This is a genomic window from Lactobacillus taiwanensis DSM 21401 (genome assembly GCF_001436695.1).
Lineage (GTDB): Bacteria > Bacillota > Bacilli > Lactobacillales > Lactobacillaceae > Lactobacillus > Lactobacillus taiwanensis.
Genome location: NZ_AYZG01000007.1, coordinates 1 through 16,989, shown reverse-complemented (window position 1 = coordinate 16,989; position 16,989 = coordinate 1). Strand labels below are relative to the sequence as shown.

Sequence of the window (16,989 nt, the reverse complement as noted above, 5' to 3'; positions counted from 1 at the left end):
TAATAGATAGTGTAGAATTATACTTATAAGATCATTTTTAATTAAAAATAAAGCTATCTTCAAAATTGAAAATAAACTAAAAAATAACAATTTTACTTCATTAACTTTATTTCCGTTTAATTTTAACTGCTCTTATGCTGATATTCAACTGATTGGAAGGATTTATTAATTAAAAGGAGCAACTTTTCCTTTTAATTAAATATTTATCATGGCAGAAAATTCAACTCATCCACTACAAAATTCACTTTCCGAAAAAAGAACCAATAACACGAGCAATTTCACTTTTTGGGACAAGTTTCCAGAAACTCAAAAAGATATGATTGCCATCAATCGTATTATTTTAAAACATGTAAATACTGTTCCGGGTCTACTAGGAAAGGCCTTAAAAGACACTTTTGTAGCTCCTGGGAAAATGCTGCGTCCTGCTTGCGTAATGCTCTTTGGGTCTTTTGGGCCAAATGCTAACCAAAAACGCGAAGAACTACAAAAAATAGCAACCTCAATTGAGACTCTCCATAATGCTACCTTAATTCACGATGATATTATCGATGAATCGAGCATGCGCCATGGTAGGCCCTCAATTCAGACCAAATATGGCAAGCATATCGCAGTTTATGCTGGCGACTATTTATTTGCTTTATCGCTCACTCTTTTAAGTGAAAATGCTCAAAGCTTACACAGCGTTATTGCGGATGGAAAAACTATGCAAAATATCCTAGTCGGCGAAACTGAACAATATAACAATGCGTATAACATTAATATTTCTGAAAAAGAATACTTAGATCAGATTAAAGGTAAAACTGGAGTCTTATTTGGTCTAGCCTGTTTTATTGGTGCTTATGAGAGTGGCCTTAAAGTAACTAAGGCCCTAAAAGCTAAAAAGTTTGGTGAATACTTGGGCCAAGCTTTTCAACTACGAGATGATATTTTAGACTACACGACTACTAGTTTTACTTTTAAAAAGCCAGTCTTATTAGATGTTAAAGATGGTATCTACTCTGGTCCCTTAATTTTCGCCTTACAAAACGACTCTACAGGCCGCTTACATGAGTTAGTTAAATTAGGACAAGATTTGACTAAAGAACAATTGCAAGAGATAGAAAAAATGGTTAATGACCTTGGCGGGGTAAAACGAGCACAAAAGTTAGCTGATAAATTCACTGATAAAGCTTTACACAACTTACAAAAGCATTGGCCAGACAACAAAACTCGCCAGCAACTTGAAGAGCTAACAAATATTTTATTAAAAAGAAGTTATTAATTAAGAGAATGTTAAGACATTCTCTTTTCTTTCCCTATTCTTTACCAATTCGCTATAATCTTTTTTTGGATTATAATTCTAGAAAGTAGGAAAAGAAGTGACTAAGAAAAAAGAAAATTCGCATTTTTTTGCCTGGTGGGTTTTTATTGCCTCCTGTTTAATTTCTTTAGTAGGATTTGGATTAATTGTTAATACTATTGGTTTATTCTTTGAGCCAATTAGTAAAAGTTTCCATGTTGGTCGGGCAAGCGTTGCCTTAATGACAACCTTGCAAAATGCTGCTGCCGCAATTACCTTGCTGTTTGCAGGTAAAATTATGACCAAGCTTAACTTGCGTTGGCTTTTAACTTTCTGTTTTGCTGTAATTGGATTTTCCATGCTTAGCTTATCAGTAGCACAAAGTTTAACTCATTTTTACATTGCTTGGATCATCATTGGAATTTGCCAACCAATTGCTATTACTTTATCCATCCCTGTTCTATTAGGAAACTGGTTCAATGAAAAATTAGGAACTGTGATGGGAATTGCCCTTGGAGTTTCAGCCTTTGGTGGTACCATCTTTAATCCAATTATTGGTAACATCATTACCAACTTTGGATGGAGAGGTGGCTTCATCTGCGAAGGATTACTAATTCTCGGAATTTTAGTTCCTTCAGCATTCTTCTTAAGAGAAAAACCTAACCAAAAACATCAAGCATACGGCAAAGTGAAAAATATACCAGAAAAAGTTCTTGAAACTAGTGGTGTTACCCTTAAGGCAGCACTTAAGACACCTGTCTTTTATGCTTTAGCATTTGCAATGCTTGCACTGCAATTTGTTTCTGGATCTGTGCAACATATTTCAGGTCATATTACCAGCCAGGGTCTCCCATTAACAATTGGTGCCTCAGTAGTTTCTGGGGTAATGCTTGGAGCAGCAGCTGGTAAGATTTCTATCGGTTTTATGCTTGATCGTTTTAATACACGAGCTACTTTATTTATTTATTCTTTATTTGGCTTGTTAGGCTGGAGCGGCGAAATTTTCTTTAAGACTAGTCTTCCACTTATTGCCTCTGCCTTTATTTTAGGTTTGGGTCAAGGTGTGTGTTTAGTTGCTCTTCCTTACCTTATTCGAGAAGAATTCGGAGCTAAGGACTACAGTACAATTCTTTCAGTAATTAATATGACTGGTGCATTTGCAATGTCTGCATCTGTTTACTTAAACGGTCTTTTATTTGATACTACTGGTTCTTATAACTTCGGTTGGGCAATCAACGCAACTGCTTTTGCGCTAAGTTTTGTTGCTTTGTTCCTTACCCTCAAAAAGCAAAATGCACCTCAACCATTCGAAGAAAGTATAGATTAATCTCATACTTCTCTATGCTAACTTAATATTAGTAAAAGCTTACTCATTGACTTACAATAAATGAGTAAGCTTTTTTATTAATGTTGGGGTGAAAAATATGAATAAACATCCAGAATTTTTATTGAACAAAATTGAAAGTCCAAAAGATTTAAAAAAATTAAACTTAAAAGAGCTAGAACAATTAGCTAGTGAAATTAGAACTTTAATTCTAGAAAAAGACTCCGTAGAAGGTGGACACCTTGGGCCAGACCTCGGAATTGTCGAGACTACGATTGCCTACCACTATGTTTTTGATGCACCTAAAGATAAGATTGTTTGGGACGTTTCTCACCAAACCTATCCACACAAGATGTTAACTGGCCGTGCTTATGCGTGGCTTGATCCAGATAAGTACGAAGATGTAACTCCTTATTCTAATCCTGAGGAAAGTCCCTATGACTACTTTGCTGTTGGTCATACTTCAACTTCAGTTGCCTTAGCAACTGGAATGGCTAGAGCACGTGATATGCTAGGAGAACATGAAAATATTACAGCTCTTATTGGGGATGGTTCTTTAACTGGTGGCTTAGCCTTTGAAGGCTTTAATAATGCGACTGATGAAAAGCATAATCTAATTATTGTAGTAAATGACAATCAAATGTCGATTGACGATAATGTCGGTGGGGTTGTAACTGCTTTGAAGAAACTACGCGAATCGAATGGTCAAACAGCTGATAATCCTTTTACTGCGATGGGACTGGATTATAAATATGTCGGTCAAGGAAATGATATTAAAGCAATGATTGATGCCTTTAAATCAATTAAAGATATTGATCATCCAATTGTTTTGCATATCAATACCCTTAAGGGTAAGGGATACGAACCAGCTATTGAAAATGAAGCTAGTCACCACTGGGTATTGCCTTTTGATCTTAAGACGGACAAGACAACTGTACCAGCTCCAAAGACTCCTAATCCAACTACTGTAATTCTTGATTTCTTAAAGAAATATATCGAAAATCAAGAAAACATTCTAGCAATTAATGCTGCTATCCCAGGCGTCTTTAGCTTAGGCGAGATTAAGAATAAATATCCTAAGAATTATAAGGATGTAGGAATTGCTGAGCAAGAGTCTGTCGCCTTTGCTGCAGGGGCTGTTAAAGAAGGAATTGTCCCAGTTTTATTTGAAAATTCTACTTTCTTACAACGTGCTTATGATCAACTTTCGCACGATGTAGCAGCTAACGACTTACCAGTCGTAATGGTGGTAGCTGGTGGCGGAATTACTGGTACTTCTAAGACTCACTTAGGTATTTTTGACAACGCCATGGTCGCAAATTGGCCAAACTGGGAATACTTAGCTCCTACCACTTTGAATGAATTAAAATCAATGCTTGAATGGGCAGTTAAGCAAAGAAAGCATCCCGTAGCAATTAAGTCTCCAGTGAATCCAGTCCCTGAAGGTGAAGCGGCTGATGAAGATTACTCAATTATTAAATATGATGTAAAGCCCGGTTCTAAAGTTGCAATCATTGGTTTAGGTGACTTTTATCAATTAGGTGAAAAGGTAGTTGATTTATTAAAGACAGAAAATATTAATGCCACTTTGATTAATCCAAAGTCTGCCGCTCACCTTGATTATGAAGCATTAGATAAACTTCAAAACGACCATGAATTAGTTGTTACTCTAGAAGACAATAGTATTGATGGTGGTTTTGGTCAAAAGATTGCGAGCTACTATGGTCCAACCAAGATGATGGTTAATAATTATGGTGCTAAAAAAGAATACACTGATAATGAACCAAAAGAATCTATCTACAAGCGCGACCATTTAATGCCTGATCAAATTGTTAGTGACATTTTAGAAATCCTAAAATAAGTTAAATTCATATTTATATTAGAAAAAGGGTAAATTGTACTAATTTGATACAACTTACCCTTTTTGATTATTCAAATAATTTAGGATATTTTTTCTGAAACCGAGCTATTTTATCATAGCTTTGGTCTAAATCGTGTTCTACTTCTCGATAGATTGGAATTATATCCTGGTAGATCCGCACATTTTTTGGATTTGGAAAGTAGACTTTACTGTTATCTATTTCTTTCACTATTTTGTCTAAGCTATTCTCTTCATTTAAGCCCAATTGTGCTAGAAACATGGCTGCTAAAGTTCCACTTTGATCATTTTTAATTACCACTACTGGTAAATTAAAAATATCAGCAATTAACTGCCTTACAAAATCACTCCTTACAAAGCCGCCAGTGACTCTTAATGCTTCTGGTTCCCCTAATTTTTCGCGCAAGCCTCTAGCTGCACCTAAAAGATTAAAGACAATACCTTCTAAAACACTCCGCGCCATTTGCGGTTTAGTGTGGTTTCGACTTAATCCAATAAAAGATCCACGAGCTTGAGCATTCCAAATTGGTGCCCGCTCTCCTCCTAAGTAAGGATGAAAAATCAAGCCATTACTACCAGCAGGAACAGTTTCAGCAACACTAATAAAATCTTCTGCAGTCTGATCGGGCCCAAAAATCGTTTTTCTAGCCCACTCAAAGACTATTCCACCATTGTTTACCGGACCGCCAAGAAGATAATGGCTTTTATCCACCGGATAACAAAAGAAGCGATTTTTTGAGTCAACTATTGCTTTAGGTGCAATGGCTCTTATAGCTCCTGATGTACCAACATTTAGTGCAAAATACTTTTTATCTAAAACACCAACACCAATTGTTGATAAATATCCATCACTAGCTCCTAAAATAATTTTTGTTTCAGGATTTAAACTCAATTTTTGTATATATTCTGTCTCTACTTTTCCAACTACATCTTCTGGTTTAGCTAAGCTTGGCAATTTTTTTGGATCTAGTTCAATTTTATCAAGTAATTTCCCATCCCAAGTTAAAGTGTGAAGATTAAGCAAGCCAGTTCCAGCTGCCATAGTTGTATCGGTGACTATCTTACCAGTTAAACGCCAAATGATATATTCTTTAATTCCAATCCACTTTTGCACTTGTGCAAAAAGTTTAGGATTTTCTTCTTTAATCCACAATAATTTATACACAGGAGCCATTGGATGAGGCGGCATTCCTGTCTGTTGATAAATATCTTGCGCAAGTCCACTTTCTTTTGCTTGCGCCACAATCTGGCTACTTCGATTATCTGCCCAAGTAATACTGTTAGTCAGTACTTGATTGTCTTTTCCAATACCGATTAAACTATGCATTTGACTCGACCAAGAAATTGCTTTAATTTTTCCTGACACTCTTTTACTTAAGCCGAAAATAATCTTTTGAACAGCATCAAATATTACTTGTGGATCTTCTTCTGCTTGATCCACTTGTTCTTGAATTAAAGGGTAAGGAATTGATAATTCTTCAATATTTTTACCATTTTCTTGATACAATACACCCTTACTTGCTGTTGTTCCGATATCCATCCCAATTATATAGTCCATAAGCCGCCCCTTTCTTTTAAAATATATTTTCTCACAAAAAAAGAACAATCCCTAGAGACTGTTCTTTGGTGGTCAAACAGTGCGTGACCACGGTGCGTAGAATTATTATTTTTAGGTGATGTTACTTCTTAAGATTTTCGTTGACGAAGGCTTCGATCTTATCGTCAGAGTCTTTCAAGAACGGAAGCATGTCACTTTCCGTCTTCATGGTATCTCTACCATTCTTTTCCATAAAGTAGTCCCATAGTGCATCTCTAACAGGCATGTCAGAGTCGCTCCAATCAAAAACTTCCTTCATGTGACGGTCTAACAATTCTGTCTTAATAACTTCATCTGCCATCTTAAAATTACCTCCTAAATAAATTCTACAAATATTATTATAGTCTTTTTATCACCTCTATGCGAATTTAAAACAATTCCTTCCGTAATTTTGTTTTACAACGAGCTTTGGCCTGCAATAATTGATAGCGACTATACTTTGTTTTAGCTTGAGCCTCTTCAATTGTTATCTCTCCCAAAAAAATTTTTAAGGCTATTAGTTCTTTCTCAGAGAGTTTTTTAATAAATTTTTGATACATTTCCTTTCGAGGCGTAATATGCATCTCTTCCACTTCTTCTTTAATTAGATTTTTCTGCACCACATTATCATAGGAAATAGATTTAGAAAATGCGTTTCTTTTATGAGCTAACTCATATCTTAAAAGTGAGCGTAAGTGGTTATAAAACTTGGTTCGATAATACGCACCAAAATTTTCTGTCCTTTCTTCGTCATACGTACAACAGCTTTGATAACACATAATCAAGGCTTCTTGTTCCCAGTCATCTTGATCAAAATTTCGCAGATAAAAATTTAATTTTGCTCCATTAATTAATGGGCGATATCGATTAACTAGCTCACGCAGTGCAATTGTATCTTGTTCCTCTTTCACGCGTCTAATTAAATAAACTTCATCCATTCTTTCCATCAGGAAAATCCTCCTTTTTCTATTTGATCATCAGAATAAAAAAAGGAAGATTTTTTTCTAAGGGAACGAACGTTTATGGGATACAAGTATAAAAAGGTTGTGCTTAGTTTCGGAACGATAATTTATTATCTGTTAAAAAATTATTATTGCAAAGTTTTACTTAAGACTTTAAACAACAAAACACTGCTTTTTAAATGCCTATCTTGACTAGCGAAATCCACATAAATTAACTCGTAACGTTTATTATATCCATTTGACCACGAAGATTTATCTTGTAAAGACTACAGGAAATAGCCTGCACATTAACAAAAATTTTAAAGATTCAAACATTAAGAATTGGTGCAAAAATAAAAGGTATAAAGAAAATCTGATTTAAGATTAATGGAGCACCAAATAAAATAGATTCATTTACACCAAAAATAACTGGAATGGTTGATGCATGTCCAACTGCTTTTAATTGGTTAGACTTGAATAAAAAGCAAACATAAATGTTACTACTAAAGTTGCTCCAGTTCCTCCCAAAGTAGCAACAAACATTTGAATTCCTTGCAACAAAATATGATTAATGCCTTGAATATTTCCTGAATTAAATGCTTTTAAATTAGCTTCAACATTGGTTAGATATATTGCCGTAACTGCTGGTTCAACGATTGAGGGGCCTTGAATTCCGATAAACCAGAAAAACGCTATTGCACCATAAATAATTGTCAATCCGACATACCCATCTGCTGCTGTAAAAAGTGGAGTTAGGCTTTTAATTATCCAAGCTGCCAAATTCATATTAGTTAAAGCTCTAAAAATTAGTGTAAATGACTAAAAGAAAGTAGTTGCTAAAGCAAAAGGAATACTATTCTTGAATGCTTGAGCTATATTTTGAGATATTGCGTCAGGTAGCGTGATCGTGACATTATGTTTAAAACAAAAATAATAAATATTAGGTACGATAAATGCTACTAAGAAGATACAAATCAAGCCTTTAGTTCCAATCATATCAGTAGCTAAATATAAATTTCCTTTATTTAATAAAGTATCTATTGCCACAAATGAAAAAGAAATTTGAGCTGTATATTGAACCCCAGCAACTGGAATTTGGTTAGTTTTAGGCAACTTTAGATTTAAACTTCCAGTTAAAGCTTTAGCTACAGTAGAAGCAGCCATTAAGGACAAAAAGCCCATTAATTCATAGTGATATTTTCTATGTGCGTGATCAACGACATGCATAGTAGTTACAGCAATATCTACTGGTGTATTCTTTAATAATGAGAAAATAGTCCGTTTTGTCGCACTATTTTCAAGATAAAAAATATTTTCAACTTTACTCGTATCTATCTCCTTTCCTTCAGTTTTTTTAAAGCAATTCGGTTTCCTACTACAACTGCTTCAAGATTATTGCCTAGCTCAACCAAAGCTGAATTATTATTAAACACGCGCTTGATCAACAACAACTCTCCCCACCTCCTTAAAAAAGGATAAAAAAAGACTACTGAATAAGCTCCACTAACGTACTGTTAGTTAGAGTTATTCAGTAGTCTCGCCCAATCCAATAGTAACAAACTACTTTTTCAATCTCTTACTGCTTGTTGTCATATCAGGTTCAGTTAATATATGCAAACGTTTTTCTTGAATTTTTATTTTTCTGGATGGCGACTATTGAACATCCCATAAAGTAAAACACCAGTTGCTACACTAGCATTTAAGGATTGTACATGTCCTACCATTGGAATGGTTAAAGTTTGATCCATTTGCTTTAATAACAATGGCGAAATCCCCTTGCCTTCATTACCAATAACAAGCACTGTTTTGCCTTTGGCATTCCACTTACGATAATCTTCGCCTTCCATCGCAGTTCCAAAGATCCAGTAACCGCGCTTTTTAAGGATCTTAGTAGTCTGTACTAAATTATTAACGCGAGCCACTGGAACATAGTCAATTGCTCCAGTCGAAGTCTTGGCAACAACGGAAGTTAAGCCAGTCGCTCTTCTTTTTGGAATAATTACTGCATCAACGCCAGTAGCATCGCACGTTCTTAAAATTGAACCTAAGTTATGTGGATCTTCAATAGAATCTAGCATTAAAATAAATGGATCTTTTCCTTCTTGATCAAATTTATCAAGAAGTTGATCTAAATCTGCATATTCAAATGGCGCTACTGTCAAAACCAAACCTTGGTGGTTTTCATGATTAACCATCTGATCCAATTTATTTTTCGGAGCATTTTGTACGACTAAATTCTTTTTACGTGCTAATTGATAGACTTGATTAGCAAATTCTTCCTGCACTCCATTTTGTAAAAATACTTTATTAATTAAATTGGCATCTTGTGTCTTTAAAAAATCAATCCCAGCATGACGTCCATACACAAATTCATCATTATTTGAACTCATAGTTATCTAATCCTCCTTGCTCCACTTGATCAATGCACCATTTTGCCAACTCATCAATTCGTTCTTTTTTACCTAGCAAGTCTAGGTATCCAAGCATTGCTTCAAAACCTGTTGATAGTTTATAAGTATTGATTGAAGTATTTTTAGCATGTGTATGACTTTTAGCATTTCTTCCACGCTTAAACGCTGCTAGTTCATTTTCATCAAGCATATTTAAGTCTTGCATCTTCGTAATTAAAGCAGCTTGCGCTTTGGCAGAAACATAATGAGTCGCATATCTTTGAAGCATTTGTGGTTTTACAATACCACCCTTAACTAAGTGACGTCTGATATAAACTTCATATACACCATCTCCAAGATAAGCTAAGGTTAATGGACCTAAAGCATCTGGATTAGTCGTTCTTTCTGTTAAAACTTTTGGCTTAAGCACGATGCCACCTCGTTCCTTGTGGGGTATCTTCAATTACAATGCCCCTAGCTTGTAATTGATCTCGCAGACGATCACTTTCAGCCCAATCTTTGTTTTTACGAGCTGCATCACGTTCAGAAATCATCTTTTCAATATCTGTATCATCTTCAGCTTGATTTTCATTAAAGTTAACGCCAAAAATTTCAAGCCAATCAATTAATATCTTTTTAGCACGTTTTAATGCTGGTTTATCCACTTTATCCTCTTGAAGATGAGTATTAAGGGTAGAAGTCAAATCATACATCACACTCAAAGCGTTTTGAACATTAAAATCATCATCCATTGCTTCAATAAATTCAGCCTTTGCTTGCGTAAGATTATCTCTTAATATGCTATCCTCAAGTGAATCTGTTTCATCCTGCAGTCTAGCCTCAAGATTGCGTAAAGTATTTTGATAGCGTTTAAGAACAGTTTCTGCTTGTTTTAAACCATCCTTAGAATAATTAATTGGTCGGCGGTATTGAACACTTGACATATAGAAACGTAAAACTTGTGGATCAATTTGCTTCAAAATATCATGCACTGTAACAAAGTTATGGAGTGACTTTGACATTTTTTCTTGTTTTTTACCAACAGTTACAAAACCATTATGCATCCAGTAATTAACAAACTTTTTACCAGTTTTAGCTTCACTTTGAGCAATTTCATTTTCATGGTGTGGAAATTCCAAGTCTTGACCACCACCATGAATATCAATCGTATCACCTAAATATGTGGTGGACATAACTGAACACTCAATGTGCCAGCCGGGACGGCCTTTACCCCATGGCGAATTCCAAGCAATTTCATCGTCCTCTTTTTGAGCCTTCCACAAAGCAAAATCAATTGGATCTTCTTTTTTGTTTTGTTCTTCCTCATTAATATGCTCAGAAGCTCCCTCTTCAAGCTCAGCGATATTTTGATCGCTTAATTGTCCATAATTAGGAAATTTTCTAGCCCGGTAATATACATCACCATCAACTTCATAAGCATATCCTTTATCAATTAAATCTTGAACAAAACCAATAATTTCTTTAATTTCATGAGTAGCTCGAGGATGAAGCGCGGCTGGCTGAATATTCAAGGCTTCTGTATCTTCTATAAAAGCCTTAATATAACGTTCAGCAAGTTCAGCAACTGTTGTATGTTCCTTACGTGCTTCATTAATCATCTTATCGTCAACATCAGTAAAGTTAGAAACATACTTTACGTCATAACCACGATATTCGAAATATCTACGAATTGTATCAAATGCAATAACGCTCCGGGCATTTCCTATATGAATGTAATTATAAACAGTTGGACCACACACATACATGCTTACTTTTCCAGCCACTAATGGCTTAAACTCTTCTTTTTTTCGAGTTAAAGTGTTAAAGACTTTCATGATCATCCTTCTTTCACTTAAGACATTCTTTCATAACTATTATTCTAACAAAAAAAGCCACGCTTTCACGTAGCTTTAACTGTATTAGAAATAATTAAAGACCTAAATCGCTTAATTGCTTCAAAGTTAAGTCAATGTGTTTATTAACTTTTTCTTTACCCATTAATTCAATCGCTTCACCAATACCAGGTCCAACCATTGAACGAGTAGCAGCAATTCTAATTGGCATAAATAATTTTCTACCCTTTACACCAGTTTCACGACGAGTAGCTTGGATTGCATTCATAACTTGAACTGCAGTAAAGCGAGGAACAGCATTTAGTTGCTTCTTAAATTCTTCAATTACTGGACGTGCATCGTCTTTTTTAATTTCTTCAATTTCTGCATCAGATAATTCTGGAGCTTCTTCAAAGAAGATCTTAGTAATATCTACAATTTGCTTAGTGTAAGACATTTGCACAGCGTAGATATTTACTAATTGACGAACCCATTCCATCTTTTCAGGTGAAATTTCTTTATCAACTAAACCAGCTTCTTGCAAATTATTTAAAGCAAGATCTAATAAAACATCACGATCTGCTTTCTTTACGTATTGGTTGTTGATCCATTCAAGCTTCTTTTGATCAAAAGCAGCTGGTGATTTAGATAAACGCTTAGGATCAAATGATTTAATTAATTCTCTTTGTGAGAAAATTTCACTTTCACCAACAGGTGACCAACCAAGTAAAGTAATGAAGTTAAACATTGCTTCTGGTAGGTAACCAAGATCACGATATTGTTCAATAAATTGAAGAACTGATTCATCACGCTTAGAAAGCTTCTTACCAGTCTCAGAGTTAATGATCAAAGTCATGTGACCAAACTTAGGTGGTTCCCAACCAAGTGCTTCATAAACTACTAATTGCTTAGGAGTATTAGCTACGTGGTCGTCTCCTCTAAGAACGTGAGTAATTTCCATTAAATGGTCATCAATTACAACGGCAAAGTTATAAGTTGGCATACCATCACGTTTTTGGATAACAAAGTCGCCACCAATAGTATCAGATTCAAATGACACCTTGCCTTTAACCATATCATCCCAAGCATAAGTTCTATTTTCTGGAATATGAATACGAACAACTGGCTTTAAGCCCTTTGCCTCTGCATCTGCTTGAGCTTGTTTAATCTCATCAGCAGTCATGCCTTCATATTCGTAAGTATAGTGAGGAGCAATACCCATTGCACGTTGTTCTTCACGTTGTGCTTCAAGTTCTTCTTCAGTCTTGTATGAGTAGTAAGCCTTACCTTCGTCAATTAATTGCTTAATGTACTTATTGTAAATATCTTTACGCTCTGATTGGCGGTAAGGGCCAAAGTCGCCACCCTTATCAGGACCCTCGTCCCAGTCAATACCTAACCAGTGCAAGTTTTCCATTTGGGACTTAGAACCACCTTCAACATTACGTTTTTGGTCGGTATCTTCAATTCTTAAGACCATTGTCCCTTTGTTATGACGTGCAAATAAATAGTTAAATAATGCAGTACGCGCGTTACCAATGTGCAAGTGGCCTGTTGGACTTGGTGCGTAACGAACACGAATTTTTTGTTTTGCCAAAATTAAAGCGCCTCTTTCAAAATTTATTAAAATTCATCCATTTAAGTGTAACTTTTAACGAGCAAAAGTTCAATCCATCTTCTAGTTAAAAACAAGTTTTAAAACTTGTGGCAAACTTGATACTCCGATTACTTCAATATTAGAATTATTTTTTAATTCAGAAGTCAGATTATGTTTAGGAATAAAAATTCTCTTAAACCCAACCTTAGCAGCTTCTTTTACTCTTGAATCAATTTGATTTACTCTTCTAATTTCTCCAGTTAAACCAACCTCACCTACAAAGCAATCTGTAGAAGAAATTTCTTTATTTTTATAACTGGATGCCACAGCCATACAAATTGCTAAATCAATTGCTGGCTCATTTAATTTTATCCCACCAGTTGCAGTTAAAAACGCATCTTGATTTTGAAGCATTAAATTGCCGCGCTTTTCTAAAACTGCTAATAAAAGAGCTACACGATTGAAATCTAAACCCGAAGTTGTTCTTTTTGCATAACCAAAAGCTGTAGGGGTCACTAAAGCCTGAATATCTGCAAGGAGTGGTCTAGTTCCTTCAAGAGAAACTACAACTGCTGAACCAGTTGAATTAGGTAATCTTTCATCTAAAAAGATTGCAGAAGGATTATTTATCTCAGTTAACCCTTCATTTTTCATTTCAAACATACCAATCTCGTTAGCTGCTCCGAAACGATTTTTAACTGATCTTAAAATTCGGTAAGAATGGTGTCCGTCGCCTTCAAAATAAAGAACAGTATCAACCATATGCTCCATAATCTTTGGACCAGCGATTGCTCCTTCTTTAGTCACGTGTCCAATAACAAAGGTAGTAATTTGATCATTTTTAGCAATCTTCATTAATTCACTAGTTACTTCACGAACTTGAGAAGCTGAACCCACCATTGAATCAAGGGATGGTTCATTCATTGTTTGAATAGAATCAATTACTAAAAAGTCTGGTTTAATTTCATCGATTTGCTCACGTATATTCTGCATATTTGTTTCAGGATAAAGCAAGATCCCACTATTGCTTACCCCTAACCGGTCTGCTCGCATCTTTATTTGACTAGCCGACTCTTCACCTGAAACATATAAAACACTGTGTTCTTTGGCCAAAGCTCCGGTAATTTGAAGCATTAAGGTAGATTTCCCAATTCCAGGATCTCCACCGATCAAAACCAAGGATCCTGAGACAATTCCCCCTCCTAAAACACGATTTAATTCTTCAAAAGGAGTTACAATTCTTTTCTCCTTTTCAGCCCTTACTTCATTTAATTTTACTGGATCATTATTTCCAATTTTTGTCATTAAACGGCTAGCGGTAGCCTTAGTTGAAACTTTTCTAACTTCTTGTGTTTCTTCTTCAAATTGATTCCAGGCACCACAATTTGGACATCTACCTAAATAAGAAGCTGAAATATAACCACAATTACGACATTTATAACGTGTTTTTACTTTTGCCATTATTCTTCATTCCTTGTTCCAGAAGAACCAAAACCACCAAGACGTTGTCTTTGAACTGGTTCATCATTATCAGCTTTTAAGTAGGGCATAAAGATTCCTTGACCAATTCGTTCACCCTTTTTGATCTTTAAGGGACGAACTCCATAATTAACCAATTGGAAATAAATTTCCCCCTCATTTTTTTCATTATTGTAATAATCACTGTCAATTACACCAATTCCATTAGGCAAGGTGACATTACGTTTATAAGTATTAGATGAACGATTAGCTAAAATTAAGACTTCATCTTCTGGCATGTAAGCTTTAATACCAGTAGGCACCAAAAAAGGTTTCAATACTTTTTCTGCTAATTCTAAATCTCGCTCATTTAATTCATGACTATTTCTAATTAATCTAAAAATTCTTACGAAGTTCATACACCAAATAGATGGCAAAACTATGTCTTGTGCACACTCAAAGTCATAACCTGCACTAGCAATCGTTTGACGTTGAGGCAAGCTAAGACCAGCATTACGATACTTAGATACTATTTCAAAACCACGTTTTTTCATTATTTTTCCCCTCTTTTTCCTAGACCTATATTTTACGTTAATTATTGTAAGATGTCCCTAATTATATATACGAAAAAAAGCACCTATTTTTTTAGGTCAGATATTCTTTTTTCAAGTACTAGACGACTATCTTTAATTTAAGCTAAAATAGAATTAAGCTTTTTCTAATTAAGGAGGATCTTATGAGTAAAAAAATCACAAACGATCTTATTAATAATTTCGAAAATGACTTTAACTCAAGTAAAGCTAACAAAATTGCGGCTCGTGCAGCTCAAGAAAATGGTATTTTTAAAGCTAGTCAAAATCTACAAACTAAGATTGACTTAGACCCAACTTTTTCAATTGAAATTGATACTGGTAAAGTTGCTAACCAAAAACAATCTGGTCGCTGCTGGATGTTCAGTGCTTTAAACACTATGCGTCATTCAATTCAAAAGAACTTCAAAATTAAGGACTTTGAATTATCTCAAAATTACACTAACTTTTGGGACAAATTTGAAAAGTCAAACTGGTTCTTTGAAAATGTAATTGCTACTGCTGACAAAGATTTAGGCGATCGTAAAGTTGCTTTCCTATTTGCAACTCCACAACAAGACGGTGGTCAATGGGATATGCTTTGCGGAATCATTGAAAAATATGGTATTGTTCCAAAGAAAGTTTACCCAGAAACAGCTAATGCAACTAATTCAAGTGCTTTAAATGACACTCTAAATACGCTTCTTAGAAAAGATGGACTTGAATTACGCAAGATGGTTCAAGATGGAAAGAGTGAAGAAAAAGTTCAAGCACGCAAAAACGAAATGCTTAAGGAAGTTTACCGTATTTTAGCTATTTCTCTCGGTGTTCCACCTAAAACTTTTGATTTTGAATACAAAGATGACGATGGTAACTACCATAGAGATGCTGCCCTAAGTCCACAAGACTTCTTTAAAAAGTACGTTGGCTGGGATTTAAACGAGTACATTTCCACAATTAATGCACCAACTAAAGACAAACCTTTCCACAAGGTATTTTCGGTTGAATACTTAGGAAATGTGGAAGGTGGACGTCAAGTACGTCACTTGAACTTACCAATTGACGAAATGAAAGATTTGATTATCACTCAACTTAAAAATGGTGAAGTTGTTTGGTTTGGATCAAACGTTGTTAAAGACTCTGAACGTCAAGCTGGTTTACTTGATACTGAACTATACAAACGTGATGACTTATTTGATGTTGACTTTGAAATGTCTAAAGCTGACATGCTTGATTCAGGCGAAAGTATGATGGACCACGCAATGGTTATTACAGGTGTTGATTTAGTAGATGGCAAGCCAACTAAGTGGAAGATTGAAAATTCTTGGGGTGAAAAGCCTGGATTTAAGGGTTACTTTGTAATGAGTGACAGCTGGTTCGATAAATTTGTTTACCAAGCAGTTATCAACAAGAAGTATCTTAGCAATGACTTGAAGAAAACATTTGAGGACGGCAGTAAAGATCCAATTCAATTACTTCCTTGGGATCCAATGGGTGCTTTAGCTAATAATTATTAGAAATAAAAATCATTCAGATTGCTTTTATTGCTTTCTGAATGATTTTTTATTTTGTCTAGTTTTAGTATCTAAGAATATAAAATTAATTTCTTCCACTATATTTCTCTCTCTTACTTTATAATAATAGCAGTTACTCAGTAAGAAAGGATTTCATACAATACCTAATATATTAACAAAGCGTGTCTCAATAATTGAATTATTTTATGATCTTGTGTTTACTTATATGATCTCGCAAGCAACGAGTTTGATTCATCATTTACATCACGGCACCATTTTACCTATCTCATTTTTAATTTTTGCAGTTATCGTTATTGTCTTCATTAATTCTTGGATGTTCCAGTCAGTTTTTACTAACCGGTATGGCTCACCTAGTTGGGCAGATATTACTTTTTATTTCATTGATATGATGACTTTGCTGTATATGTCCAATTCCTTTACCAATACTAGTTCAAAAGATTTAACTACCTTTTTCCTTGCTGCTAGTCTGCTTTCTTTTACACTCTTTCTGCAATATCTAATTGTTTTCTTTAAATCATCTAATTCAAATGATAAAAATACTGCTAAGTTTTTTTGATATAGTCCTACTTTAGTAGACAGTACAAATATATAAAGTACTATCTATGAAAG

At 34.8% G+C, this 16,989-nt stretch carries 15 protein-coding genes and 2 pseudogenes; 5 read left to right on the top strand and 12 right to left on the bottom strand.

Annotated elements, in window-relative coordinates; genetic code table 11:
- Positions 1-208 precede the first annotated feature (208 nt).
- From FD18_RS01870 to FD18_RS01860, 3 genes are all read left to right on the top strand, one after another.
- A complete protein-coding gene (locus FD18_RS01870) occupies positions 209-1,261 on the top strand; it encodes a polyprenyl synthetase family protein (protein WP_057718287.1) in 1,053 nt (350 codons plus the stop codon).
- A 97-nt stretch (positions 1,262-1,358) separates the two neighbouring features.
- The gene (locus FD18_RS01865) at positions 1,359-2,606 is read left to right on the top strand and encodes an MFS transporter (RefSeq protein WP_057718286.1); all 1,248 of its coding nucleotides are present in this window, start codon (positions 1,359-1,361) and stop codon (positions 2,604-2,606) included.
- A gap of 97 nt (positions 2,607-2,703) precedes the next feature.
- Positions 2,704-4,464 (top strand): 1-deoxy-D-xylulose-5-phosphate synthase, encoded by a 1,761-nt coding sequence (locus tag FD18_RS01860; protein WP_057718285.1) that lies wholly within the window; start codon positions 2,704-2,706, stop codon positions 4,462-4,464.
- A 67-nt stretch (positions 4,465-4,531) separates the two neighbouring features.
- On the opposite strand, the gene FD18_RS01855 is transcribed toward FD18_RS01860, so the two are convergent.
- The 12 genes and pseudogenes from FD18_RS01855 to FD18_RS01805 form a co-directional block, all read right to left on the bottom strand.
- Positions 4,532-6,040, bottom strand: a complete 1,509-nt coding sequence (locus tag FD18_RS01855) for a gluconokinase (protein WP_057718284.1) — start codon at positions 6,038-6,040, stop codon at positions 4,532-4,534.
- A gap of 121 nt (positions 6,041-6,161) precedes the next feature.
- Positions 6,162-6,380: a P8 family protein gene (locus FD18_RS01850; protein WP_003649422.1), complete on the bottom strand. Its 219-nt coding sequence runs from the start codon at positions 6,378-6,380 to the stop codon at positions 6,162-6,164.
- Between the two features lie 67 nt (positions 6,381-6,447).
- The gene (locus tag FD18_RS01845; protein ID WP_057718283.1) at positions 6,448-7,005 is read right to left on the bottom strand and encodes a sigma-70 family RNA polymerase sigma factor; all 558 of its coding nucleotides are present in this window, start codon (positions 7,003-7,005) and stop codon (positions 6,448-6,450) included.
- A 143-nt stretch (positions 7,006-7,148) separates the two neighbouring features.
- Positions 7,149-7,274, bottom strand: a pseudogene (locus FD18_RS09580) (family 1 glycosylhydrolase); the annotation flags it as partial.
- A gap of 53 nt (positions 7,275-7,327) precedes the next feature.
- Entirely contained in the window at positions 7,328-7,435 is a 108-nt protein-coding gene (locus tag FD18_RS10315) for a hypothetical protein (RefSeq protein ID WP_256978280.1), read from the bottom strand.
- 23 nt (positions 7,436-7,458) lie between these two features.
- Positions 7,459-8,163 (bottom strand): annotated as a pseudogene (locus FD18_RS09905) (PTS transporter subunit EIIC).
- Between the two features lie 470 nt (positions 8,164-8,633).
- A complete protein-coding gene (gene rlmB / locus FD18_RS01830) occupies positions 8,634-9,389 on the bottom strand; it encodes a 23S rRNA (guanosine(2251)-2'-O)-methyltransferase RlmB (protein WP_057718281.1) in 756 nt (251 codons plus the stop codon).
- Positions 9,376-9,819 carry a Mini-ribonuclease 3 gene (locus FD18_RS01825; protein WP_057718280.1) on the bottom strand — a complete coding sequence of 148 codons (444 nt, stop codon included), beginning with the start codon at positions 9,817-9,819 and terminating at the stop codon, positions 9,376-9,378. The genes rlmB and FD18_RS01825 overlap by 14 nt, the downstream gene beginning before the upstream one ends.
- Positions 9,812-11,224, bottom strand: a complete 1,413-nt coding sequence (gene cysS, locus FD18_RS01820; RefSeq protein ID WP_057718279.1) for a cysteine--tRNA ligase — start codon at positions 11,222-11,224, stop codon at positions 9,812-9,814. Before cysS ends, FD18_RS01825 begins: the two co-directional genes overlap by 8 nt.
- Before the next feature lie 94 nt (positions 11,225-11,318).
- Complete coding sequence (gene gltX, locus FD18_RS01815; protein ID WP_057718278.1) at positions 11,319-12,818, bottom strand: glutamate--tRNA ligase; 1,500 nt, start codon at positions 12,816-12,818, stop codon at positions 11,319-11,321.
- Between the two features lie 81 nt (positions 12,819-12,899).
- The gene (radA, locus tag FD18_RS01810; RefSeq protein ID WP_057718277.1) at positions 12,900-14,279 is read right to left on the bottom strand and encodes a DNA repair protein RadA; all 1,380 of its coding nucleotides are present in this window, start codon (positions 14,277-14,279) and stop codon (positions 12,900-12,902) included.
- Positions 14,279-14,830 (bottom strand): dCTP deaminase/dUTPase family protein, encoded by a 552-nt coding sequence (locus FD18_RS01805; RefSeq protein WP_057718276.1) that lies wholly within the window; start codon positions 14,828-14,830, stop codon positions 14,279-14,281. Before FD18_RS01805 ends, radA begins: the two co-directional genes overlap by 1 nt.
- Before the next feature lie 182 nt (positions 14,831-15,012).
- Between FD18_RS01805 and pepC the strand changes: the two genes are divergently transcribed.
- Positions 15,013-16,362, top strand: a complete 1,350-nt coding sequence (pepC, locus tag FD18_RS01800) for an aminopeptidase C (protein WP_057718275.1) — start codon at positions 15,013-15,015, stop codon at positions 16,360-16,362.
- 157 nt (positions 16,363-16,519) lie between these two features.
- Complete coding sequence (locus FD18_RS01795; protein WP_057718274.1) at positions 16,520-16,936, top strand: low temperature requirement protein A; 417 nt, start codon at positions 16,520-16,522, stop codon at positions 16,934-16,936.
- The last annotated feature ends 53 nt before the right edge of the window (positions 16,937-16,989 follow it).